This is a genomic window from Kluyvera sp. NPDC087067 (assembly GCF_044745165.1).
Taxonomy (GTDB): domain Bacteria; phylum Pseudomonadota; class Gammaproteobacteria; order Enterobacterales; family Enterobacteriaceae; genus Kluyvera.
On the sequence record NZ_JBIUZS010000002.1, the window covers coordinates 26,785 to 50,083 of the forward strand.

21 protein-coding genes and 1 pseudogene are annotated in these 23,299 nt (G+C 45.4%); 14 read left to right on the forward strand and 8 right to left on the reverse strand.

Annotated elements, in window-relative coordinates; genetic code table 11:
• Positions 1 to 31: 31 nt before the first annotated feature.
• The 6 genes from ACIPDS_RS05525 to ACIPDS_RS05550 all read right to left on the reverse strand — a co-directional run bounded on the left by ACIPDS_RS05525 (position 32) and on the right by ACIPDS_RS05550 (position 8,875).
• The gene (locus ACIPDS_RS05525; RefSeq protein WP_071842135.1) at positions 32 to 739 is read right to left on the reverse strand and encodes an RNA ligase family protein; all 708 of its coding nucleotides are present in this window, start codon (positions 737 to 739) and stop codon (positions 32 to 34) included.
• Positions 739 to 1,278, reverse strand: coding sequence for a hypothetical protein (locus tag ACIPDS_RS05530; protein WP_047059533.1), 540 nt, complete (start codon positions 1,276 to 1,278; stop codon positions 739 to 741). Before ACIPDS_RS05530 ends, ACIPDS_RS05525 begins: the two co-directional genes overlap by 1 nt.
• The gene (locus tag ACIPDS_RS05535) at positions 1,275 to 2,558 is read right to left on the reverse strand and encodes a DUF3696 domain-containing protein (RefSeq protein WP_047059531.1); all 1,284 of its coding nucleotides are present in this window, start codon (positions 2,556 to 2,558) and stop codon (positions 1,275 to 1,277) included. Before ACIPDS_RS05535 ends, ACIPDS_RS05530 begins: the two co-directional genes overlap by 4 nt.
• Before the next feature lie 310 nt (positions 2,559 to 2,868).
• Positions 2,869 to 4,818 carry a UvrD-helicase domain-containing protein gene (locus ACIPDS_RS05540; protein ID WP_261126251.1) on the reverse strand — a complete coding sequence of 650 codons (1,950 nt, stop codon included), beginning with the start codon at positions 4,816 to 4,818 and terminating at the stop codon, positions 2,869 to 2,871.
• Positions 4,815 to 7,124 carry an AAA family ATPase gene (locus tag ACIPDS_RS05545; RefSeq protein ID WP_400733568.1) on the reverse strand — a complete coding sequence of 770 codons (2,310 nt, stop codon included), beginning with the start codon at positions 7,122 to 7,124 and terminating at the stop codon, positions 4,815 to 4,817. The genes ACIPDS_RS05540 and ACIPDS_RS05545 overlap by 4 nt, the downstream gene beginning before the upstream one ends.
• Positions 7,125 to 7,633: 509 nt before the next feature.
• Positions 7,634 to 8,875: a hypothetical protein gene (locus ACIPDS_RS05550; protein ID WP_400733571.1), complete on the reverse strand. Its 1,242-nt coding sequence runs from the start codon at positions 8,873 to 8,875 to the stop codon at positions 7,634 to 7,636.
• Between the two features lie 160 nt (positions 8,876 to 9,035).
• On the opposite strand from ACIPDS_RS05550, the gene ACIPDS_RS05555 reads away from it, so the two are divergent.
• Both ACIPDS_RS05555 and ACIPDS_RS05560 read left to right on the forward strand, forming a co-directional pair.
• Positions 9,036 to 9,248: an AlpA family transcriptional regulator gene (locus tag ACIPDS_RS05555; protein WP_060617800.1), complete on the forward strand. Its 213-nt coding sequence runs from the start codon at positions 9,036 to 9,038 to the stop codon at positions 9,246 to 9,248.
• A gap of 124 nt (positions 9,249 to 9,372) precedes the next feature.
• The gene (locus tag ACIPDS_RS05560; RefSeq protein ID WP_400733575.1) at positions 9,373 to 10,938 is read left to right on the forward strand and encodes a YfjI family protein; all 1,566 of its coding nucleotides are present in this window, start codon (positions 9,373 to 9,375) and stop codon (positions 10,936 to 10,938) included.
• Positions 10,939 to 11,223: 285 nt separating this feature from the next.
• Here the strand turns inward: ACIPDS_RS05560 and ACIPDS_RS05565 are convergent, their stop codons facing one another.
• Complete coding sequence (locus tag ACIPDS_RS05565; protein ID WP_400733578.1) at positions 11,224 to 11,856, reverse strand: inovirus Gp2 family protein; 633 nt, start codon at positions 11,854 to 11,856, stop codon at positions 11,224 to 11,226.
• A 596-nt stretch (positions 11,857 to 12,452) separates the two neighbouring features.
• Between ACIPDS_RS05565 and ACIPDS_RS05570 the strand changes: the two genes are divergently transcribed.
• The 12 genes and pseudogenes from ACIPDS_RS05570 to ACIPDS_RS05625 all read left to right on the forward strand — a co-directional run bounded on the left by ACIPDS_RS05570 (position 12,453) and on the right by ACIPDS_RS05625 (position 21,779).
• Positions 12,453 to 12,887, forward strand: coding sequence for a hypothetical protein (locus tag ACIPDS_RS05570; protein ID WP_400733581.1), 435 nt, complete (start codon positions 12,453 to 12,455; stop codon positions 12,885 to 12,887).
• Positions 12,888 to 12,946: 59 nt separating this feature from the next.
• Entirely contained in the window at positions 12,947 to 13,786 is an 840-nt protein-coding gene (locus ACIPDS_RS05575; RefSeq protein WP_400733583.1) for a hypothetical protein, read from the forward strand.
• A gap of 58 nt (positions 13,787 to 13,844) precedes the next feature.
• The gene (locus tag ACIPDS_RS05580) at positions 13,845 to 14,036 is read left to right on the forward strand and encodes a hypothetical protein (RefSeq protein ID WP_400733586.1); all 192 of its coding nucleotides are present in this window, start codon (positions 13,845 to 13,847) and stop codon (positions 14,034 to 14,036) included.
• Positions 14,037 to 14,448: 412 nt separating this feature from the next.
• The gene (locus ACIPDS_RS05585) at positions 14,449 to 15,270 is read left to right on the forward strand and encodes a DUF932 domain-containing protein (protein WP_400733589.1); all 822 of its coding nucleotides are present in this window, start codon (positions 14,449 to 14,451) and stop codon (positions 15,268 to 15,270) included.
• A gap of 31 nt (positions 15,271 to 15,301) precedes the next feature.
• Positions 15,302 to 15,745, forward strand: coding sequence for an antirestriction protein (locus ACIPDS_RS05590; RefSeq protein WP_400733591.1), 444 nt, complete (start codon positions 15,302 to 15,304; stop codon positions 15,743 to 15,745).
• Positions 15,746 to 15,757: 12 nt separating this feature from the next.
• Entirely contained in the window at positions 15,758 to 16,300 is a 543-nt protein-coding gene (gene radC / locus ACIPDS_RS05595; RefSeq protein ID WP_400733594.1) for a DNA repair protein RadC, read from the forward strand.
• The gene (locus tag ACIPDS_RS05600; protein ID WP_032680445.1) at positions 16,297 to 16,518 is read left to right on the forward strand and encodes a DUF987 domain-containing protein; all 222 of its coding nucleotides are present in this window, start codon (positions 16,297 to 16,299) and stop codon (positions 16,516 to 16,518) included. Before radC ends, ACIPDS_RS05600 begins: the two co-directional genes overlap by 4 nt.
• A gap of 25 nt (positions 16,519 to 16,543) precedes the next feature.
• Positions 16,544 to 16,909: a type IV toxin-antitoxin system YeeU family antitoxin gene (locus ACIPDS_RS05605; RefSeq protein ID WP_400733597.1), complete on the forward strand. Its 366-nt coding sequence runs from the start codon at positions 16,544 to 16,546 to the stop codon at positions 16,907 to 16,909.
• Positions 16,910 to 16,947: 38 nt separating this feature from the next.
• Positions 16,948 to 17,277, forward strand: coding sequence for a TA system toxin CbtA family protein (locus ACIPDS_RS05610; protein WP_400733599.1), 330 nt, complete (start codon positions 16,948 to 16,950; stop codon positions 17,275 to 17,277).
• Between the two features lie 371 nt (positions 17,278 to 17,648).
• Positions 17,649 to 18,895 (forward strand): annotated as a pseudogene (locus ACIPDS_RS05615) (integrase domain-containing protein).
• 1 nt (position 18,896) lies between these two features.
• The gene (locus ACIPDS_RS05620) at positions 18,897 to 19,541 is read left to right on the forward strand and encodes a hypothetical protein (protein WP_049000956.1); all 645 of its coding nucleotides are present in this window, start codon (positions 18,897 to 18,899) and stop codon (positions 19,539 to 19,541) included.
• Between the two features lie 297 nt (positions 19,542 to 19,838).
• Entirely contained in the window at positions 19,839 to 21,779 is a 1,941-nt protein-coding gene (locus tag ACIPDS_RS05625) for a tetratricopeptide repeat protein (RefSeq protein WP_049000957.1), read from the forward strand.
• Positions 21,780 to 22,364: 585 nt separating this feature from the next.
• Here ACIPDS_RS05625 and ACIPDS_RS05630 read toward each other — a convergent pair.
• Positions 22,365 to 23,297, reverse strand: a complete 933-nt coding sequence (locus tag ACIPDS_RS05630) for an S-4TM family putative pore-forming effector (protein ID WP_400733603.1) — start codon at positions 23,295 to 23,297, stop codon at positions 22,365 to 22,367.
• Positions 23,298 to 23,299 lie beyond the last annotated feature (2 nt).

Genomic DNA, 23,299 nt, shown 5'->3' on the forward strand with positions numbered 1-23,299 from the left:
TTTTTTAATAGTCAGCTTTAAACTGTAAACATCATCGCCTATCAGGGCTCGAATAATCAATTTGGTTCCATTCTATAGCACGTTTACTCCAGTGTAGAACTATTGATTGAGTGAAGTCAGGTCTCACAAGCTTTACTCTACTTTCGCACCACTCAGATGATTCTTTTCGCAATACAATCCCTTCTAATGGCTGTCCGTTTCTGTATTTGCTCAATTTTGTTGTAATTAAACTCTTAAGTGCGGTAAGAGATATGGATGAATAGATGCCAATTTGGGGTACAGTAATTAATCCAACTTGCTGTGCAAGGTCGTTTCTTTTTGGCGAACTCCAAAAACGCCCTTCGCTTTTATCATAGACATCGAACATCAAAAAAAAATCTGGTAATCTTGAATATTCTAATGAATGACGAGCAGCGCACCATTCCCCAAAAATAATTAGATTTGGAGTTAGAACAGAAATCAGGGCCGTAGAGTGCAGATCAAGCCACCGAGAAAGACGAGAAAATTGCCCCGCATATGGTTCTTTTAGGTATTGACCACGATTTTGAATTCGCAGTTTGCCATCATTTCCTATTGATATTCCCAGGTTAGCCCCATCTAGTTTCTCTTCAATTTTTACCTCACCAGATAGAAAATCACGCATCGACTCTGGAGATAAAATCTTATCCTCCCGAGGGACGCGAGAATGGCCTAGCCAAGCTAAATGGGGAGTAGAAGGGAATCTAAAAAAATCTGACATTAATTACCTGCCTTTCGCGCTTGCTTTTCTCTAAACTTAGCTCGAGACCAATCCTCAATAATGGGTTCAAGCAATATTTCATGCCCTAGTAGATCGTTTTCCCATTCATGCCAATCTGTATCACCAGCAAAAGCAATACAACCCTCATCATATAGTGTTTTTGAAGCTATCGCTGCAGCAACCATTTTCCGGTCCGCTAAATCATGAACCACTGACTCTAAAGCTTCTGGAATCTTACCATTTCCATTTTCATCATACCCTATGTCAACATTATCAACTTGTGCTTTATCCCACTTCCGCATAACAGCTTGTATGCCATAATCATTAAATGTAAGCTTGTTATTATATTCATCATAAATTTTTAATCCTTTATCAAGCACCATGTTAGATTCACTTTCAATAAAACGATTCACCCACTCCCAAACAATTTTCCTCTGTCCAGGATCTTCAGGTGTCGCATCAATTCCTCTTATATTACTCGGGTCACCAGCACTCGCAGCAATCAGAACATTAGTATCAACAATGTATCTCTGTTTCATTTAATTGAAGCCTTCTTGCGCTCAAAGAATAATTTTGCCTGCTCTTTTGTTTCACCCAAAGCATCCCCGAAAAAGTCCTGAGGCCAGTTGTGAAGTCGACCAAATTCATCAATTTCCAACCTACGCAGAGTCGCCTCCTCTCCACGTTCCACAAAGTACATCCCAACTTCTTCCGGATTAATCGTTTCTCTAGAGATCAATGTTTGCATTCGCCTAAATAAATGCTCGGAGTGCGTCTCGACGATAAACTGAATATTACGTTCATTACTAACCTCCACGAAAAACTCGGCCAAAACAGCCTGAGCAAGTGGATGAAGATGAATTTCTGGTTCCTCTAAAATAATAGTACTTCCTTGTGGGGAAAAATATGCAACAACCAAAACAGGTAATACCTGAGACACTCCAATTCCCACATCTCTCAGATTACTTTTTATTTCGCCTCTCTCAACAATGAGTTCATATCTATTAGATCTTCCTTGCTGATGCACCACAAGACGATCTGCTATTCCCATTCGTGCCAACCATTTTGACACACCATTCAGGATATAGTTTTGTTCTTCCCCTCTGAGCAGTGCACTTGCAAGTAAAGCATCAACTGCGCCCTTCCCATCAATGCCTACATCTCCAGGCTTTGTTCTATTCCAAGGATAATCACGTTCAGGTTTTCGTCTTAATGGTCCAAGATAACTAATTTCCTCCAGCTCTCGTCGAATAGACAAGCTTAGGTCTTCAACTAACTGTCCATCCTGGCCCATAGCGGAAATAGCCTCAACAGAAAAAGCTATAGATCTCTCTGGTGCGCCATTTCGCCCTTTATAGATTGGTTGGGAATGCTCATCCAAGAATATAGAAAAAGCCCCCTTTTCTCTCCGTGTAGCTCGGAATGTGCGCGAATTGGTGCTAAGTTTAAGCGATTCTATTGCAACACTTTTCGAGGAGGTTTGACCGTATGAACAAAAAAACTCACCTTTTCCCACTCTGGCGGATACTTTTCTTTCAAAATCAAACTCTATAGTAAACTGCCTTTGAGATTCTGGTCGCTGGTTAAGCACATCCTCAAAAGAGCCAAAACTAAAGAGATCATTTACTTCGTCCCCACCAAGATTAAGATGTACAGTACGATCAGGTGACTCGGCTGTTTGTTTAAGCAAAAGTAAACTTTGTATAAGAGATGATTTACCCGATGAATTTGTCCCAAGTAACATCGTAATAGGTTTCAAATTTATAGAATTTGTATCCCACCAAGCTTTAAAATTAGTCAATCTTAAACGTGTGAACATTCGCCCCCCATAGAGCATGAATATTAGGCTTCAGTATCTAACCAACTTTGGCTAAACATATGTTTCCCTAGTATGTATTATACAAAAAATTAGAGTTACAGGCATTATTGAATCGTTGCTAGCCTAAACATTTGCCTGAGCCCACGACGGACATCGAGTGGTGCCCACATTCCTTCGAGCTGAGGCACATCTTCAATTCCTACCATTATCAATCCTTTAATCTTCACATCCCGCATAGCAGGAAAAAGCTACAACGAAACCAGTCGTTAGGTACGATATCTGCCAACTAATATCAATTATGTCTGTAGCATTATGTGATTATTTGTATTTCATCTTCAGCAAACCATTGACTCTCCTTGATTCGAGCCATTGCTGCAGCAGGATCGGACGACCAAAGCACTAAAGCGAGCGATTCTTGTGCCCTGCTACAAGTCACGTACAGCAAACGTAAAGTCCGGTCGATGGTTGTCTCCTTACCAGACTTTGCATTCTTTTTGTCATTTGGGCTTAACTGCGTACCACCAAAAATCGTGTCGTACTTAAAGCGAGTCCCACCAGCAAGAGCATCATCCATTACAACCATGACGTGCTTGAACTCAGAGCCTTTAACTACCTGATGTGTTGCGAGCTCTGAAATCCCAGCAAGGTAATTTCGATAGCACTTAAGCTGTTTCCATGGAGCAGCAAACAGTGCACACCATCCACGGCGCATTCTTGTTTGCTTTGACTCATCCTCACCTCGTCCAGGAACTTGCGGGGCTGGTGACTTGTCGGCATAAGCCTCCTGAAGGCGATGATCTACTTCAAATAATTTTGCACTTAACACTGGTGCTAATACTTCCGCGACCGTTGACTCAGGGTTGGCGCAAGCCATTGCAAATATAGCTATTGCCTCGAGCATTTCATCAGTACGTTCAGCTCTTGCTTCTGAGTCCTCAGGCATATTGTCTAAAGCGCCATAACGCCGTAAAACCTCGGTTGCCTTGAACTCATTCACAATTCCTTCATTACTGACGCAAGCTTCTAAATGCGCAAGCTCATTAAGCAAAATTTGTACTGTTGAAGGCCCCTTGTTGTCCCCACTGCCAGATGGCGCTGCGGCGTGGGGATCTAACAGAAACATTGCCTCATACACATCAAGAAACGAACCACGAGTGGCAACGAGCTTATGCTCCAACGCAAGCAGCTTATATTGCTCTTGATTCCAGGCTACTGAACCACTAACTTCGAACATCTGTTCAGCACACCAGCGTTCGCTGAGCACTTTATCGTCTGGACTTTGCAATGTATCCCCCAAGAAGAGCCGAACCGTTCCACCAGCCTTTTCTGTTCGGGGATGTTGTGCTGACCCCTTTGCTGGTTGCGTCCTCCCTTCCAGTTCAGTTTCCCAGATTTTATTGATCAGAGTGACAATACGTCGTTGGCTACGATGATTCATTTGTAACTCAGGCGTTGCCCAATTTTCAGGAACAATGCTTGGAAGATCGGCATGACCATCCATATAAATTCGTTGTCGATGATCTCCCAGCAGACCAAGAGTCAAATCTCTCTCCGGCTTTTTGACTAGTAACATCAAGGAGTCCAATACACCTTTCATCGTGTCCTGCGACTCATCAATAAGTATGATTGGATGTCGATCTTTGAGAATGGATTGGAGTGTTGGCTTATTTTGAAGCAACCAAGCTGTCGCATCGAGTACGTAATTGTGAGGTAATGCACCTGGTCCATATGTATTGCGATCAGGATGGTATTTGAATACTTCAGTTGTACGAAGAACCTCGATTTCATGCGTGATTTCGTCAAGGTCACGCTGTTTTGCTGCAGTAATACCCTTAGGTTTCGCTTGTGCCTCTGCAGTCTCTTTAGCTAGTTGAGCTTCTTTTACTGCTATTAGGGATTCGCGAATGTCATCGTTGAACCCATTAATCAACTCCCAACAAAATGAATGGATGGTAGATACACTGACTAAGCTATTGTCCCCAAGACGTCCGTTAATTACGGAGACAGCATTCTTTGTGTAGGTCACAACTCTAATCGAACGCCCATACATCTTCAGGGACCGTGCCAATTGTCCCCCCTTCTTATGCTCGGTCACACCAGTAAGGCGACGTAAAACTTCTACCAATGTTCGTGTTTTACCAGAACCAGCCCCCGCAAAAAGGAAGTAGTTACGAGGTGGAATGTCCGTAAGGTAGCCGCAAATCTCTTCTACTACCCCTGAATCGCGCTCATTGCCGTCAAGAGTTAGTGAATTAATCATGGCATCACCTCCTTGCTTGGCTCAAGCTGTGTCTGGAGCCATTCCAATGCATCCTCGATATATTTAGGACAGACAATCGGCTCTTCCGCAGCGACCATTTCAAAGATGCTTGCGGCAAAGTCTCCTTTATTAAAAGACCCATGCATTAATTTATGCAGAGCCGCGAGCAGTTCTGGAATATTCTCATTTTCAGCGACCTGTCTTGCTACTGAGCCCAGCGCCCCCTTCGGCGGTTTGATTTGCTTCCCATCGCCATCGACTTTTTCATCATTAAGTTGCTTAAACCAAGGGATATTTCTAAGAATTAGAGAGTCTTCAAAAGTACTTGGCCATTGACCACCAGCTTCGGCTACAGGCAATTGCCATGCGAAACGTACAGAACATTCGGCAATTTCGTTCCAGACAAGATGCTCATTTTTCGGGTTCTTGAAATCATCAAGCTGTCGCAGCTTAGGGTGCCATCCGCAAAGAGTCGGGTTTCCACATTGCAGGCCGGGTTGTCCTGTATTAGCTACAGCAACTAAGGTTGTAGTCGGGTCCCCATTTTTTTTAGGCTTACCTGGTCTTTCTTCAACTGGATCGATGTCAGTAATAATTACAGTTGGAATACGGAGTCTTTCAACGAGAGATCTTAGCCGATGAGCATGGCTGCCACCAATATCAAGGAAGGACAGATAGCGGCTGTTGAGTGTTGCAAAATCTCTTTCAATGAAAAGAGGTAACAGCATTCGCTCAGCAACCCCCTCGACAAAGATTGCTGCATTGGCAAATAAAAGATCTGTGTGTTGAACGCGAAAATAACGCTCAGCGAATTGTCGGGTCGTTTTGTCATCACCAAAAACTTGCCCAAGATTAACCACCTCAGTGGTAGGCATGTTTTGTTCTTCACTCTTAGCAATGCGGCGAACGTATCGTAGCCGGTCAAAATTCTCAGCATGTGCTAGATGACTAGAATGAGTACTGATAATCAATTGGCTTTTAAGACCTGACTCATCTCTATCGTTAGGACTGATTAGCTTATGTGCCTTACCCGGGAAAATACGTTGTACCTGTACGTGCAAATGAGCCTCGGGCTCTTCAATCATAACCAGATGAACAGGTGCTGGAGCGCCCTTTTCAGGATTTAGGCGAGCAGCTTTGAAAGAAACTAGTTGGTAACTAAGGGACTGTAAATTCTGATAACCGAGACCAATGGAATATTCCGGGAGAAGCTCTTCTAATGAATCCTTCTGCATGCTGTATTGAACAGCTGTCCCATGGTCGAGTAATTCGGCAGTCTGTATGCGCGTGCGGAAACGAATCTCTTGGGGGTCATGCAAGCCGGGGTACCCAAGCTCTTTAACCTCTTCTACGGATGGTCCAATAGCCTCATGAATCTTTTTATCTAGTTCCTGCTGGGCATCAGCAACCGCTTTTATGAGGTCAGCTCGATGCCCATGACCTGTTGCTGCCACATTTAGATGCTGTCGAGCAAATTTGAGAAGCTGATTGGAGAATAAACCTACGCGATGGGGGCCAGAAGCAGACCGGGAATCAGCCTCCTCACTACCAAGACCACGCTGTGCAGCCACAAAGTCTACTTTTATGAGTTTCTGCAGATGTTTACGATCAATTGGGCTGGAGTCAGCATCAAGTATCTGGCTAACATAGGTCTTTATTCCGTCCAAAGGGTTGTTATCTGCATCCAACTTATAGGCCCGAACTTGGCCGAGTAGAGAAGGTTCTCGCAGCCAAAAATCAAGAAGATCAATCGGCCACGCAAGCGAATCCTTTCCCATATCCTTCACAGGTATTCTCGCCAAGTGATACTTCCAAGCCAGATGCTTCAGATCCTCAATGTTCGTAGCAGGTTCCAGACGCAATCGGACACCTACCCCGCCCCCCTTCCAACTGAATTTTGACAAGAACGGGGAGACGTAGTGGAACATACCAGCCTTAGCATCGAACCATAGATCTAGCGTTGGCATCGCCGAAAGTAAGGTTCCAAGTTGCTCTCCCCATTCATCTTCGGATACGCCAGACGTAAACGGATCTTCCCCTAATGCGTCCCAAGCTCTTCCAAGTTCCCGCAATTTTGGCCATTGAGAAATACTGATATCGAAAGCACTAAATGGTGAGCCATCTGCGAGGAAATGGCGCAGCGCTGCCAGAATTGATGTTTTGCCGCTATTATTAGCACCGACGAGAATAGTAGTCTTTGGATCAATCTCAAGCTGGACCTTACCAAGTCGGCGGAACTGGCGAAGCTCAACAAACCGAAGGGATATCTGCCCAGTTAATGATGTGGTGGCGTCTGCTGCTGACATTGTGGCTCCTCTCAATCCGTATAGGGATGCGCCAACCTGTAGCAGCTTAGCGCCACGCCGTAAGCTCGAGTCCTTCCACCTTGATGCTGTTGAGACACAATTAGAAAGAATTGACACGGCAAGTCATATTACCGCTTCGCTAAAAAATGCCAATCCTTAAATATACTCTAACTGATTCATGTCACAGTCTTTTTGGGCATCGGGTTAGCAATCGGCATGGCCTGTAGATTCGCGTAATGACGTAAACCCACTTGTTTAAGAACTATGTTCAAATATAAATCCTTCCTGAGAGTGATCCTACCCCAGCGCCAGAAGGCGCTGATAAGTACCAACAGACACATAAAACAGTTATTCGACGGAACACTGATGTTGCATGACTACGACGGTAAGGCTGCAGAGGCTTTGGCCATGATGCGTGCGCCGAGCAAAATGACGAAGACGGGGATGCCTGAAGGCCTGTGTATCGCCTGAACGAGAATCTTTTACAGTGGACTCGCCTTAAATTTTATTTATCCAACAAAGTCTTGATAACCATCAAACTCCAGAGCCATGTCGTAACAACTATTGTCATTAAGATACCAAGGGAATATGCATGGCTGATTCAATAAATGGGTATAATAATATCGAATTTTAGGGTAACTATTTTTTCTTACCGCTTTATGCCGCAAATACAAATTTCTAGCTGATACACTAAAACCAAACCCCATAAACTTAGATCTAATTTTTTCTGAAATTGTAAGACTATTATTACCCTCGTAATAAATCGCCAACTCTGGTTCTATCCAACGGCTAACCTCAATATCAAATGCTCCCAGTGTTCCCAGCCAGCTTCCCTGTGTACCATCAAACATTCGTTTATGAAAATAAAATTTGTTCATATTTTTAAGAAGTATTTTAACATCTAAATCCGAAACATCGCTTTTACACTTAAAAACCACAAAGGAGCCAGGCTTATCTTCCAGCAACCACACATCAACAAGTCTTTTATAGTAATCAGCAATGTTCTTGCGCTCTGTAAAGGACATTCGGAGATCTGCAGCGGGTAAAACAAGAGTACCATTTTTATTGAGGGAGGTTATCACCTGCACTGCTCTTTGCAGCATCTTAAACTCAAAAAGTAATCCTGCACGAATGAACAAAAGTGATAATTCTGAATCAGACTTTTTCACAAATTGGTCACGATGATGTGAGTATTTCCCACACAAAACAATACCCAGACTCACCAACTCCCGATAAAAAAAGAGAGGAGCGTCAGGATATTCAAGCGCATAGCAACATTCGGTAAGACGATATCTGATAAAACGCGGCATGGCAGATAACATCTTATCATTAAATAACTCTTCCGTTGCCTGAAAAAAGAACTCTCTGTCGACACCATTAAAATCAGCAATATTGCAAAGTAAAGCGACACTATAATTTCGGTTGTGTTCAATAAATTGCTCGAGAAGTTCTCTGTTATAAGGTGCACCACCATCAACATCTTTATTATTGTGCTCAACTGTATCCGAAAAATAGTTGCTATCAATAGACAAGTGGACTTCAAGAGCACTCAGTAAATAATGCTTGGCTATCTGGGCCTGTTTTCCAGTTATCCCTGCCTTCTGAAGGATACTGTTGATTCTGCCAAAAATACGACGATACCACTCTTCTGCAACGGGGTCTGCGCATATGAGACTCATCACCACCTGACTGAAGTGAAGACTGTCGATAGCATCAAACGCTGCTTTCTGTACGGATGTTGTGGCTGGCATAAGTTAGTGTCAAAAAAAGTAGATAGTAATTGCCAATTTTAGACACCATTCGACTTCATTACAATCCATCGCATACCAGCCATTCGGCCCAGGTATTGAATAACGGAGAGCCGTTATTAAACAAATAACTTACATCCTTACAGTTCAATGAGGTAGAAAGATGACCACCTACACCCAGACGGTAAAAATCCTGCGCATGCGAGCCGTTGCGGCCAAACTCGGCATCGCCAGATCGACTATCTACGACTGGCTTAATGCCAAATCACCACGTCACGATCCGGCGTTCCCAAAGCCTTACCCCCTCGGCAGACAATCTGTTGGCTGGCTCGAGTCCGAGCTGGATGAATGGGTGTTGCGACGCAAAGCAGCCTGACCTCGTCTTCACAGCAATTGCTGTTCAGAGCCCTCACTTTCCCGAAATCAACAACCATTGAATGCCCTTACCTGCCCGGGTAAGGGCATTCACTCGTACCTACATTTTTAAAAGGATAAATCACATGATTCAGAAACCTGCCACCACGCTGGCCGAAATAGGCCTTCAAGTCCCAACGTCTGCCTTTCCCATTGATGCTTTTCCAGCCGACCTGCAAGATGTTTTTCGCTTTCTTCAGGGCGGGAATAAAGTTCCGTCTGAACTCATTGCGAACATCCTGCTGGCATCTATATCTCTCGCTTGTCAGTCCCTGGCTGAAGTCAAAAACCCATGGAACTTCAAAACAGAACCCTGTGCGCTGTATCTGGCGACACTTGCAGAATCAGGCATGGGTAAAACGACCATCAAGGATCAGGTGATGGCTCCGTTTTACATTTTTGCGGCAGCAATCAAGCAGGATTACAAATCTAAGTTTGCAGCTTATGAGCATGAATTTGAGGTCTGGAATACCACCCTCCAGGCGTTAAGAAATAACCTTCGTGCCGCCATAAAAAAAGGTGGCAATGTCGACGACGAGCAGACAAAACTGAAACTGCATGGTTTAAAAGCCCCGAAAAAACCCCTGGACCCAGATATTATCTTCAACGATGTCTCCCCAGTGGCCCTGATTGAGGGAATGCGTCGTTATTCCAGTGCGGGTTTGATTACCGACGAAGCCATCACCTTCTTTAGCAACAACCTCAAAGATTTCATTCGTTTCCTGAATTCAGCCTGGGATGGCGGCATCTATAATTACAGCCGGGGCAATCGTGAGAGCTGTAGCATCGCACCTATACTCACTATGTTGCTGATGGTGCAACCTGCTATCTGTTTTGATTACCTGAAAAAGCAGGGTACTACGGCCAAAGCCAGCGGTTTTTTATCCAGGATATTGTTTATCCGGGTGCCTTCGCAGCATCAAACCGTTGCTTTCGGGTATCGCTATAATGCCACTCCTCACTTCAACGATGAAACTGTGCTCATCGGGTTTCATAATAAGATCAATACATTTTTGGCAGCACAGAAAGCCCAGATCGAATCAGGGAAAATGGACAAAACACAATTAACTCTCGATGCTGAGGCCTGTGCCTTCTGGGAAATGAAACGCGAGCATTGGGTTAATATGTCGAAACCTCATCAGCAGTGGTCATACATATCTGACATGGTCCAAAAGGCAAATACAAACGCGCTCCGCATTGCCGGAATGTTCCATTATTACTGCAACTCCAGCAGTCCGATTATTACGCTTGCAACCATGGAGCGTGCTGCCTGCATTATGGAGTGGTATCTCAATCATGCCGCATCTATTTTTTATGAGTTTACGCCTGAGTATCAGTTTGAGCTGGATGCACAGGAACTCAAGATGTGGATCTACGAGAAAATCCATTATAATAACGGCGTCCCTGTCAAAAAGAATTTCGTGTTGAAATACGGCCCAAACCGCCTGCGTAAAAGTGATAAGCTGGATTCTCTGCTCGGCTTTTTAGCCAGCAACGGGTTGGTGTGCAGTGTTCAGAGTCATCCTAACAATCCAGTGTATATTTCAGCCCCGAACGCTGCGGGTATTATCCTTCCACCGCCAGATATGCCACCACTGGGGCAATTTGTCATACTGCCACCATACCAGCCTGCTCGACCGGCTGGCTTTTGACCCAAGCTGGCTCTCCGGTATGCTGAATGCAGCACACTGGAGTCTCAAAAATGTACATCGACAACTTCATTTACCCCGCTACAATTGCTACCTGTAGCGGGTGTAGCAGGCTAAATGCTTGCAAGGTAAAATAAAACACCCTAATCAGCTCATAAATCAGCCAGCCTTGTCGCTAATCAGACATCCAGATACCAGACTGTGACACAGTGCGACAGCTCACCGTTGGAACCGCTACAACCCTGCTACACCCTCTTTCAAATCACAGTAAGCCGATACAGTAAATAATCAGGACTGACTACAACCAAAATTACGCATACCATCAGAACTGTCTTTGGTAGCGAGCTTTGTTAAATATGACAAACTGCGATCAAGTTGACTGTAATAGTACTCAAAGTTTTTACCCTTCCTATCCAGCCTGAAATCCCCTTCCTTAACAAAATGCACCAGCGGGTAATACTTTTGATAATCAGGCGTGACATTGAGACTCAGCGTTCTCACCCAGGCTTCCATAATCATTAATGCCAGATTATGGATATACAGGCCTTGTATGGGGTAATAGGTACCCGCATTGCAGTACACATCGTTATTCAGCATCAATGCCACATGATAATGCTTCTTGCCCTTTTCTTCACCAAACTCTCTCGACCAGGCATAACGAACATTACAGGAGCGAATACGTTTACCCTCTGCGGCTTTACGTCTCTGCGTATGTTCAATCTGAGATTTTAAAGATTCAATAAACCGGGTTATCAATTTAGGGTCTGCCTTGTAATGTTCATAATTCTCATCAGGCAATCTTAGTATGACATTTAACACAAACGTCCTTGGGTATTCCTGTAAAGACTTATCAAGTGTTTCACGAATACGATCCATATGATGCTGATTACTCAGTCCAAAAGGACTGATGAATGTTTTCACGTTTAGCTCCTGATGTTAATCATCTCAATACAATAGACTGGATATGTAATTTATTACTGTTATTTATATTTGGTATCATTGCCATGGGAGCGTGATAATACTAAACACAATACTTCTTTATTATTATAATACCAATCAACCACAGTTATTCTTCTGCATGTTAAATTTGCAATAGAAGAAGGAAACATCTAAAAACGTCAATTAACTTGCATAATATAGTACGTAATTACTCCGAAGTTAGAACATCTAAAACAACTAATACAAACCTGTATTAATCTTGTTGATTCTTAATATCTCGATTAATACGTATCCCAATAAATTTCACACCTATATCACTAAAACGAACCACAACAGATATTCGTTTCCAGCTTGTATCTTGTTGATCTGCAACTCCGATCGATACTCAAATTAAGATAGTCACTGACTATCAATTAAATATTATTGATCGTTTTTATGATAGATAAAAGCGATCAATTTCAGCAAATCGATCTGTATTAACGATTATCCCATCCCCTGCCAAATGCATACGATTGGATGGCCTCAGACAAAGCTCAAAGGCCATTTTTATCTTATAAAACACTCAGTAAGGATTTTTTATGTTGAAGATAACCACTGCACTGCTCTTGAGTGCCACGCTGTTCAGCGCCGCTTCGCACGCCATGGGTCGGGAGCAGCAATGGGGTAGCTGGTTTGGCACTATCAATGTGATGGAGTTTGAACTTAACACCGATAACAGCGCAGGCGAACGCATGACTCTGACCTGCCAAGACAATCAGCTGGTCGTGGGTTACAGCGCACCAGATAAAGCTCATGCGGAAACGCCCGACGACGGACAAAAAACGGTGGGACTGAATATCAACGCAGTACATTACCAGCCTGGCGAGGCGGCCTTTATGGCGCTTAAAAATACAAATGATGATGGTCGAATTGAAGTCACCCAGATGAACGAGCCTTTATCTCACCCCTTTAAAACTACAGGACTGCATGACGCATTGCAGGACCTGACCTGGGAAGACTGCATTAGCCATTAATCCTCTCCCCCACTACAAATTCACCCGTGCCGTTAACAATAATGAATAAGGATGTCTTTATGACGACATTAATTTCACGCATGATTTTATTCTGTGCTCTTTCATTTCCGGCATTCAGCTTTGCCATCACCATTCAAGGCAATATTCATCCTGAGCGCTTCACCTTCTTTCTGACGGAGAAAGGCGGTGAAATGCTGCGTGATATGAACAATGAGGCAGTCAGCGTCAAACTCAACAATAAAGCCGGTTTCAACGCTGAGGCACAAAGTAAGGCTGCGGCGGCAAATATATCTCCCTTGCTGTATGCCGCCTCACCGCTTGAACAGAACTTTATCCGCTACGACGGAAAGCCTGTAAAAGCCCTGACCTGCCTCATCACCACCCGCACCATGCCGGGCCAGAACAAAAACTATGCATGGGAGGAAACCTACTGCCTGGATGAAACTGGTGCGGCCTACATTGGCACTAAAGGCTGGCCGTCTCGCACTATTTTCAGTAAGAGCTGTGCCGTGGGCGCTGCTGATTGCCCTGTTTACCTGAGCATGAACAACGACCCGCCAACCCTGCGTAACGATACTGTTCAATATATTCCTTACAACCGCGAACGCATGAATGGGCAGAAAGAACATAATCCTGAGCCAAAACCAACGCCTGCGGAAACCGTTACAGAGCAGGACGGTTATGTGGTGAGTTTTGTAAAAGCCAGCAACTGCGCAGACAACAAGCTCATTGTGAAAAATACAAGCTCGGGGAAAAGCGCTGTAATTGCAGGACTAAACGGGTGCACGTTTGATCCAAAGACCAATGCAGTCATCATCTTTACCCAAAATGAATACGTCGGCGTTTACAGTGGCCCCACTAACGCTTCTCAGGAAATAGCCTCCGCAGATCTTCCCTAATCACTCACCCTGTCCGGTATACGCTTCCTGCGATGCCGGACGTCTTATGGACTTACCAATGAAAAACGCAAAATCGCCGGGCGATGCCGTGCCAGAAGATCAATCGTTGGATCTGACCTGGCCCATTGTTTTCAGTGTCGCCGGACTCACGCTGCTGCGAAGCAAATCAGTTGTATGCCAGATGCTCGGCGCAACCCTGACAACGCTCAGCCTGATAAGACTTATAAAAAAACTCGCCACCCTTGCCTGACAAATTCGTTTTCAGGCAAGCGGTCTATATCTGTGTCTAAAACTCAATCGCTGATGAAATATCAACGCTGGTTGCAACTCGCTACTATCGACGGACTTTCCGTCGTTGCGGAGAAAACACTCAATGATGATGTCTTTATGTTATCCGTATGCACTAAAGTCTACCGTCGCTTGCCGCTGCCCATCAGAAGAGTCGTTAAGTGTGAATGGTGTCTTCAATATCTGCAGTACAGTAAGCCCATAATTCTGAGACGATTACAGAATCTTCGAGCCCACACTGAAAATTCCTCTGCATTACCCAAGAATGCATCGGCCGAACAGCAACAACCCACGTCATTGCCCTGAAAACTTCCTCTCAAGCCAGAACCACTCTTCGGAGTGGTTTTTTTATGCCCAATTTAAAGGAGTTACCTATGCGATTAGCCAGCCGCTTTGGCCGTATAAACCAGATACGCCGTGACCAGCCTCTGACCCACGAAGAGCTGATGAGCCATGTCCCCAGCGTGTTCGGGAGCGACAAGCATGAATCTCGTTCAGAACGTTATACCTACATCCCTACCATCACCATCCTCGAAAGCCTGCAGCGTGAAGGCTTTGAACCGTTCTTTGCCTGTCAGACAAAGGTTCGTGACCAGAGCAAGCGGGAACACACCAAACACATGCTTCGCCTGCGTCGTGCCGGTCAACTGACAGGACATCAGGTGCCGGAAATCATTCTACTTAACAGCCATGACGGCTCATCAAGCTACCAGATGTTGCCGGGGCTATTTCGAGGCGTCTGTACCAATGGTCTGGTCTGCGGCCAGTCATTCGGAGAAGTGCGGGTACCGCATAAAGGCAATGTCGTCGAGAAGGTAATTGAAGGAGCTTACGAAGTGCTCGGGGTCTTTGACCGGGTGGATGAGAAACGCGATGCAATGCAGTCGCTGGCGCTGCCAGCCCCGGCCCGTCACGCGCTGGCAAATGCCGCACTGAAGTATCGATTTGGTGAGGACCATCAGCCGGTCACGGTATCGCAGTTGCTGACCCCACGTCGCCGGGAGGACTACAGCGACGACCTGTGGACAGTCTACCAGCGCGTGCAAGAGAACCTGATGAAAGGTGGTCTGTCAGGGCGAACTGCACAGGGGAAAAGCAACCGCACCCGTGCCGTTACCGGTATTGATGGCGATGTGAAGCTCAATCGCGCCCTGTGGGTTATGGCAGAAAACATGCTCGAGTTTTTCGGGCGTTAAACAACATTTCCGGCATAAGGGAGATAATTTAATGGATACACAAAATCATCAGTTCGCTGAGCTGACAGCAATTACCGCCTCAGTGGTCCCTGATGAGTTACGCATTAGCTTCTGGCCGAAACATTTTGGCTCCATCCCGCAATGGATAACCCTTGAACCCCGAATATTTGCCTGGATGGACCGCCTGTGCACTGACTATCACGGCGGTATCTGGAACTTTTCGACGCTCAGCAACGGTGGCGTTTTTATGTCTCCTGAGTCGGAGGATGATGAAAAGTGGGCATTGTTTAACAGCATGAACGGCAATGGAGCAGAACTCACCAGTGAAGCAGCAGGAATAGTCGCCTGTCTGATGACATACAGTCACCACGCCTGTCGCACCGAGTGTGATGCGATGACTGAGCACTATTATCGCTTACGCGACTTCGCGCTGAACCATCCAGAGTGCAACTCCATTATGCATCTCATCGACTGAGGAGAGCCAAGCATGAGTACCGCGTTATCCCCATTGTCATCACAGCCTGAACTCTTTCCGCTGTCGGTTATGGCTCAACATGGTTGCCTACTTCCCGCGACTTCCGGATTGACACCCTATGCCCAACAGACCATTCGCCGGGCTATCAATCTGCTGGATAAATATCTGCGTCAGCCCGGTATATCTTTTACCTCAAGTGCTGCTGCCCGTGACTGGCTTCGGTTACAGCTGGCAGGACAAGAACGGGAAGTGTTTATGGTGCTCTATCTTGATAATCAGCATCGTTTACTGGAGAGCGAAACGCTGTTTGCCGGTTCGATTAACCATGTCCAGGTCCATCCTCGAGAGGTAGTGAAGTCAGCGCTTCGCTTCAATGCTGCAGCTGTCGTGCTGGCGCATAACCATCCATCCGGTGATCCGGAGCCCAGCCAATGCGACCGCAATATTACGGGCAGGCTAAAAGAAGTATTGGCGCTCGTTGATGTGAAAACGCTCGATCATCTGATTGTCGGCCAGGAGGGTATTGTGTCGTTTGCGGAGCGAGGGTGGATATGAAAATCATCAGTAAACGCCAGGCAATGGCCTTGTACCGACAGCATCCAGGCTCCCGGCTGTTTCGCTTCTGTACCGGCAAATATAAATGGTCTGGCAGTATCTGCCATTATGCTGGCCGGGAAGTTCAGGACATACGTGGCGTTCTGGCCGTGTTTGCTGAACGTCGTCAGGACCGCAATGGTCCCTATGTGATTCTTCGTAGCGTCACTCTCAATTAATCCTTCCCTTTTATCAGGAACAATAATGAACAATCACTCCGAATCCGGTACTAAGCCGGAGAGTCCCGCCTGCCAGCTGTGGGGACTTAAACGTGCTATTACCCCCTGTTTTGGGGCTCGTCTGGTACAGGAAGGCAATCGGGTACATTTTCTCGCTGACCGTGCCGGGTTTAACGGTGCTTTCAGTGACAACGATGTATTGCGCCTCGACCAGGCCTTTCCGTTGATGCTCAAACAACTGGAGTTGATGCTGATTAGCAGCGAGCTCAATCCCCGCTATCAGCACTGCGTCACGCTTTACCACAACGGACTCACCTGCGAAGCCGACACACTCGGCTCCTGTGGCTATGTCTACATTGCTATCTATCCTGAGCAGACTGAGCCGCATTAACTCACCACTTATTCCCTAAACATCATAGAGTAAACATCATGCAAACCTTATCATCACACCCGACGCAGGCGGCTCAGCCCTGCCTGTCACCCATTGAAATCTGGCAGTGCCTGCTAACTCATCTGTTGTCGCCGCACTATGGCCTGACGCTTAATGACACATCGTTCAGTAATGAAACCACCATACGAGAACATATTGATGCAGGAATATCGCTCAGCGATGCGGTGAACTTTCTGGTAGAAAAATACGGGCTTGTCCGTATCGATCGGAAAGGATTTTCGTGGCAAGAGCAGACCCCGTATCTTTCCGTAGTGGATATTTTGCGAGCAAGGCGCTCTACCGGCTTGCTAAAAACTAACGTGAAATGAACGCTTACATACAGAGCAGACCAAAGGAAAGCAAAATGTTAATCTCACAGACGAAGAGACTTCTACTGTAACCTCCCCTCCCCTGCAAAAAACCTGACATTTTCTTTTAGGACCAACAATGGGACCAAAATGATAATTGAACTGAAGGTTATCAGCTGATAAACAACAAGTTACAAAACCAATTCAGACTCCCCCAGCTCCACCAAACATTCATTCATGATGCATCATGAACCTTAAAAAAGCCTGTAACTTCAACGAGTTGCAGGCTTTTTTGTTGCATGTGTGGTCATGATCTCTGTATGAATCTTAACCTTTTGGCACCATGTTTAGCACCACGGTATCGTGGGGCTAAAAAAGCGTGGTGCTAAAACATGCCTAAGCAACTGAAACCCTTAACAAATGTGGAGATCGCTGGCGCGAAGCCCCGTAGCACGGATTATGAGCTGCGGGACGGTGAAGGCCTGTACTTGCTGGTTAAGACTTCAGGGAGGAAGGCTTGGCATTTCGAGTATTATCATCCCGTCACCAAAAGCGCACCAAAACCAGCCTTGGCCCTTACCCGGTCGTTACACTGGCCATGGCTCGCGAAACTCGCACGAAATACAGACGACTGCTCTGGCAGGGCATCGATCCCCGTCAACACTTAGCAGGGATAGCTGAAGAAAAACGCATCCAGAATGAATGCACGCTGGAAAAAGTTGCGGAACAGTGGCTCAAAGAGAAAAAACGGACCAGCGATCTTAGCGAAGATCACGCCAAAGATGTCTGGCGCTCGCTGGAGATGCATGTCTTCCCTTCTCTGGGCAGTACGCCCGTCACCGAGATCCGTCCTAAGATGCTCAAGGAGCACCTCACACCACTGGAAGAACAAGGCATTCTCGAAACACTGCGGCGTGTTATCTCACGGCTCAATGAAATCTTCCGCTTCGCCATCTCCGAAGAGCTTATCGAGTTTAACCCAGCAGACAACCTGGTCGCCCGCTTCAAGAAACCGAAAAAGCAGAACATGCCCGCCCTTCCCCCCAGCGAACTGGGCAGGCTAATGCTGGCGCTACAGAACGCCTCTATCCGCAAGGAAACACGCTGCCTTATCGAATGGGAGCTACTGACCTGGGTTCGCCCCGGCGAAGCCGTCAGCGCCCGCTGGTGCGATATCGATATGAAAAAAGCGGAATGGCGTATCCCTGACACCTTTATGAAGATGAACCGTTCGCATACGGTGCCGCTCAGCAAACAGGCGCTGCGCGTTCTTCAGATCATGGAGCCAGTCAGCCGCCATCGCCCGTGGGTCTTCCCCAGCATCCGCAAACCGCTGGAGCATATGCATCAGCAGACCGCTAACGCCGCGCTTATCCGTATGGGGTTCGGCGGTGAGCTGGTTGCCCATGGTATGCGCAGCATTGCCAGAACGGCGGGAGCAGGTCATTTCCCCCGTGAAGTCCTGGAGTCTGCGCTGGCGCACCAGAAAGAAGACGAGATCGAAGCGGCCTATAACCGCAGCGACTACCTGGAACAAAGGCGGCCGCTCATGCAGTGGTGGGGAAACTACGTTGATGCCGCCAGACGGCAGGCGCTGCTCGGTGCAGAAGAACCGCTGCGGATCGTGGAAGGAGAATAATGTGACCAGTCCCATTCGTCAGAATCTGTTTGAACGGGAATGTGATATGCCGCTGCTGGAAGCGCGGCATCTCGCCCTTCTGCTTCTCGGCCTCGATGCTTCCCAACCGGCAAACGCCCTGCCGGAAGAACATCAGGAAAATTACCGTATCCTGCACGACGCCATCAGCCGCACCATCAAAGCTACAGGCATGGTCAGCGCCCCGGCTAATAAACGCATGTTCTATGCCGATGAGATGTTCGCCCTGGCATGGCGACTTATTGATGACGAACTTACGCCGCCAGAAATTAAGGCCCGCAGCCTGAAGGCGGTGATGAAACTGTCGTGTAACAGCCGTGGCCGCAAGTGGCTGAAGACGCTCGGTGACGACGCTCTACCGGATCTCACTGCTTCAGCACAACCTTCCCAGCGTGGGATGCATAAACGCGACAAGGCACGGGAGAATACTGCCCGACTCTGCTGGCTACTGGTTCAGCTCCTGGTTGAGGAGACTGACGGACGGTATGGCACGTCTGATAAACCGGCTTCGGATCGGATACTTCGTAAGCTGAAAACACTGCTGCAGGAGCGGGAATTGCCGTCAGACGGGCTTGGGCGAGGGACCTTTTATGAGGTGTTAAAGATGGGGCGGGAAAAGGGAACGTAGGTAGTTACTGCCTGTACCGCCATACAGCGAACCGATTAAGCTCTGAAACCTTGGGCGTATAGTCGGCTTCGTGCCAGAAGCGGACAAAGTTGACATAACTACACCTATCAACGCGGAGCATGCCAGTCATTTGGTGATGGGAGTGAGTTGTCAAAAGTTGTCGCCCGCGACCATCTCCATCGGAGATTCTTAAGTTTACGCACTCTAAGTTACAGTTGCTTCAAATAGTTGCCAAAATACTTAAATCGAGTTTAATAGGGGGATGATATCTCAGCAAACAGTATACAGGGACACAAAATGCATCATTTAAATGATTTCCCCAAAAGAGATAGAAACCACAGGATTGAAAGACTTGCGATATCCGCTTTTGAAAATTTTCTTAGAGATTCAAATGATTTCTTCATTCAAAGTCAGGATATAAATGATTACGGCGTAGACTATCAACTCGAAATCACAACAAATGGTCAAGCAACTAATATTAGATTGTTTGTTCAACTAAAAGGTACTGAGCAAGAATTGAATAATGATGGATCGGTCAGTATATCTGTTAATAGAGCCAACCTGAATTATTTATTAATGCACCCTTATTCTTTTTATGTGTGTTTCCATGCACCAAGTAATAGTCTAAAAATAACATTCGCTGAAAGCGTAATTCGAAGCTATGAACAGTCTGAAAAACAATGGATAGAGCAAGAAACACTCACAGTAAGATTCATTGAGAATATTTCTGACTCTCGTTTGCATGAAATTGCAGAGTTGGCTAGATTTAATGCCATGAATGACCGTAATGCTAGAATCGAGTTGATAACAAATCATATTTCAAATGTTAGCAATGTTATTAATAAAGCCATACCGAAGATACATATACCAGAGGATAAAAAATTAGCTTATGAATTGCTTAATTCATTGTATGAAAATAACCATGATGATGTAATAAGTGCTAATTTTTATGAGTTTTTGGCTATTTTCGGCCCTGACCATCCGGCGATGATCATTCCATATATGTCGGAAATTAATAAAGCTATGGATAGAGTTAATGGCAATGAAGCAAGGGTTTTAAATGGGATACAATATCTTAGAGATAGATTGGAAGAGGGTAATATAACAAAGGGAAGTTTATATTATTCAATAGGTAATGGATTTACGGCACTTGACAGGGACAAAGAAGCTATTCAAGAGTATAAAACTGCTCTTGAGCATATAATCGAAGCAGATAAATTAGCTGCGCAATGCTACAAAAATATGGGTAGTAGTTACTCAAGGCTAGGGAATGAAAATGAAGCATATGAATGCTATAAGAAGGCTCTTGAGTTAGAACCAAACTTAAGTGAAGCTAATTTGGCTTTGGGAGTAATTCATAATCGTAGGGGTAATTATGAATTGTCATTAGAATATTTAGATAGAGTGCTTTTCCCGGGAAATTATCAACATAAAATAATTTATGTTGATAAATGGAGAATAAACACTCTTTTCAATATAGGGGATTATCGTTCGGCATATAGAGAGATAAATAATCTATTAACTCGGAATGATAATAAAGAGGACTTATGGAAATGGTGCTTAATGCTAGTTGCATCGTTCTGTCGAACTTCGACTGCGTCTGCTAAGCTTAGCTTGCCTTTTTGGGCTCGTTTTTTAGAATTCTACCCTAATCACCCTGATGCATCTAGAGAGATTCTATTGGCGAAAAATTACTTAAGAGTTAATGATAATTTAACTAAATATTCGTACCATGATTTTAAGAAGGAGTTTGAATTACGAATAAATAATGTTAGTAATGAAGATAGTGCTTTCTTGTGGGATCGTATAGGTCATTGGGCACAAGATGAAGACGAGTGGGAAGATGCAGAGATGCATTTCCGTAAAGCATATGAAATTGCGGGTGGCGAATATGGATATTGTCTTGGAGTAGCTCTGAATCATCTTGGTCGCTTCCAGGAAAGCTTGCCTATTTTGGTTGAGCAAGCTGAAAAAATCCAACCTGATGATTTTAGCTGGTTCCAGGTCGCTGTTGCCTACGAATTTCAAGGATATATTCAAGAGGCAATCGACTCTTATGAAAAATGCTTATCAATAAATAATAAAAATGAATTGGCATTATTCAACCTTGGAGGTCTTTACTGGAATTCGAGAAATTATGATGAAGCAAGTCGCGTCTGGAAGTTGGCTGTGGCGTATTATCCCGAACATGAGCTTTCGCATAAGCTTCGAAAGGACATTCCATTTATTTTAAATTAATTTCTTTATTAGCGACGAGCTTGAAGCCTTAATTCATAGACACAATCATGAATATGGAACATATGCTCGTTGCTACAGAACAAATATAATTAGATTTGAATGCATATAATCTCTAAATGTGAATGGCACGATTATGCGGAATACAATTCAGGTCTTCGATCAAAGCAGACCTTGCTGCGCTTTAGGCGGTCCGCTTCGTGCCAAAAGCGGAAATTTTTTAAACGATGGAGAGCTTGTGTATCAGTCCGATAGCCTTTGAACAGGCCTCGTCGTAAGGACAGAATTTGTCTACCGTGGTGGGCTCAGTCCACACCAATACGGCGTTGGTTGCAATAACCTGCAGCAAGTCGAAGGTCCGGCCAGGCATAACTTTGCGGTACATCTGTTGTAATGCGGCGTCCGGATCTTCCATTCTTTGTCTGCGAAGATCCAAAAAAGGTAAACTCGGAAAATTGCTACCGGTTCAGAAGATTAAGTGTTAATTGTGTGTGAATCGGCAGTGTTTAGTGGTTTTTCGCACCTTTGATTGTATATATTGATTAGCTCCGGTTTAAGTGATGTTACACCGGAGCGGAGGGATTGCGATCAGTCTGACAGGTGCATCATTTTCAGATTTGACTCGAAATAATCGTCATAAATCCGCTCATTTTTGCCCTTCATCAGCCTCTGGATACAGTTCGGAACGGGTGGACATGAAACTCGATAGGAAAAAATTTCATCCTGAATATTCCTGAGTGTATATCCAAGCTTCTCCTCTTCAATGCGGCCAGACACTCTGATACTGGATATTTCCTTCTCAACATACTTTTTCAGTTTTTCACTTCTCTTCATGCTGCTGCGGTTATCCAGAAACTGAAGCAAAAAATAGCGGATAACCGGCATCGTAAACACTATATAGAAAAGGATTTCATTCATTCCTGATTTCATTACTATGCCGTAAATAATCATGGCCACTGGAGCGATAATGAAAGCTGACAGATAAAACACATGCATTACTTCCCTAAGCGACCTGTCCCAGCCGAGATTTTTCCCGTGACACAGGAGTGCCATCACACTATGCGGCGCGTCATACACCTTACTGACGTACCATCCCTCATCGCCAAATCGCTTATTTGCTTTTGCCTGATTATTTTTGAAACGTTCAGCTGCCCTGCAGATCTCGTCCCGGGGGATCTCCTCCACTTTCAGTTCATTACGCCGTATGCCAAGCACCCGACAGTCGTACATCTCCTGAACCGACGCGGCCTTTCTGCGTAGTGACGCAATGTGACTACTGACGGCAATGTTCAAAGTGAGCACGAGCAACCCGTACAGTCCCAACAGGGAAGATAGCAGCTCTATATCGACAAATTTCAGGCTTCGGTTGTAAACCGTCAAGACCGAAAGTAGGAGTGGTATGATAATACTGAAGGTGAAATTTAACTTATTCCAGTTTTTCACATTGTCGTAAATGCAGGCCTGCGCATAAAGCAAATCTAGGTTTTCCCTGGTCGATTGGCTTGTATAAATGGTATTCATGC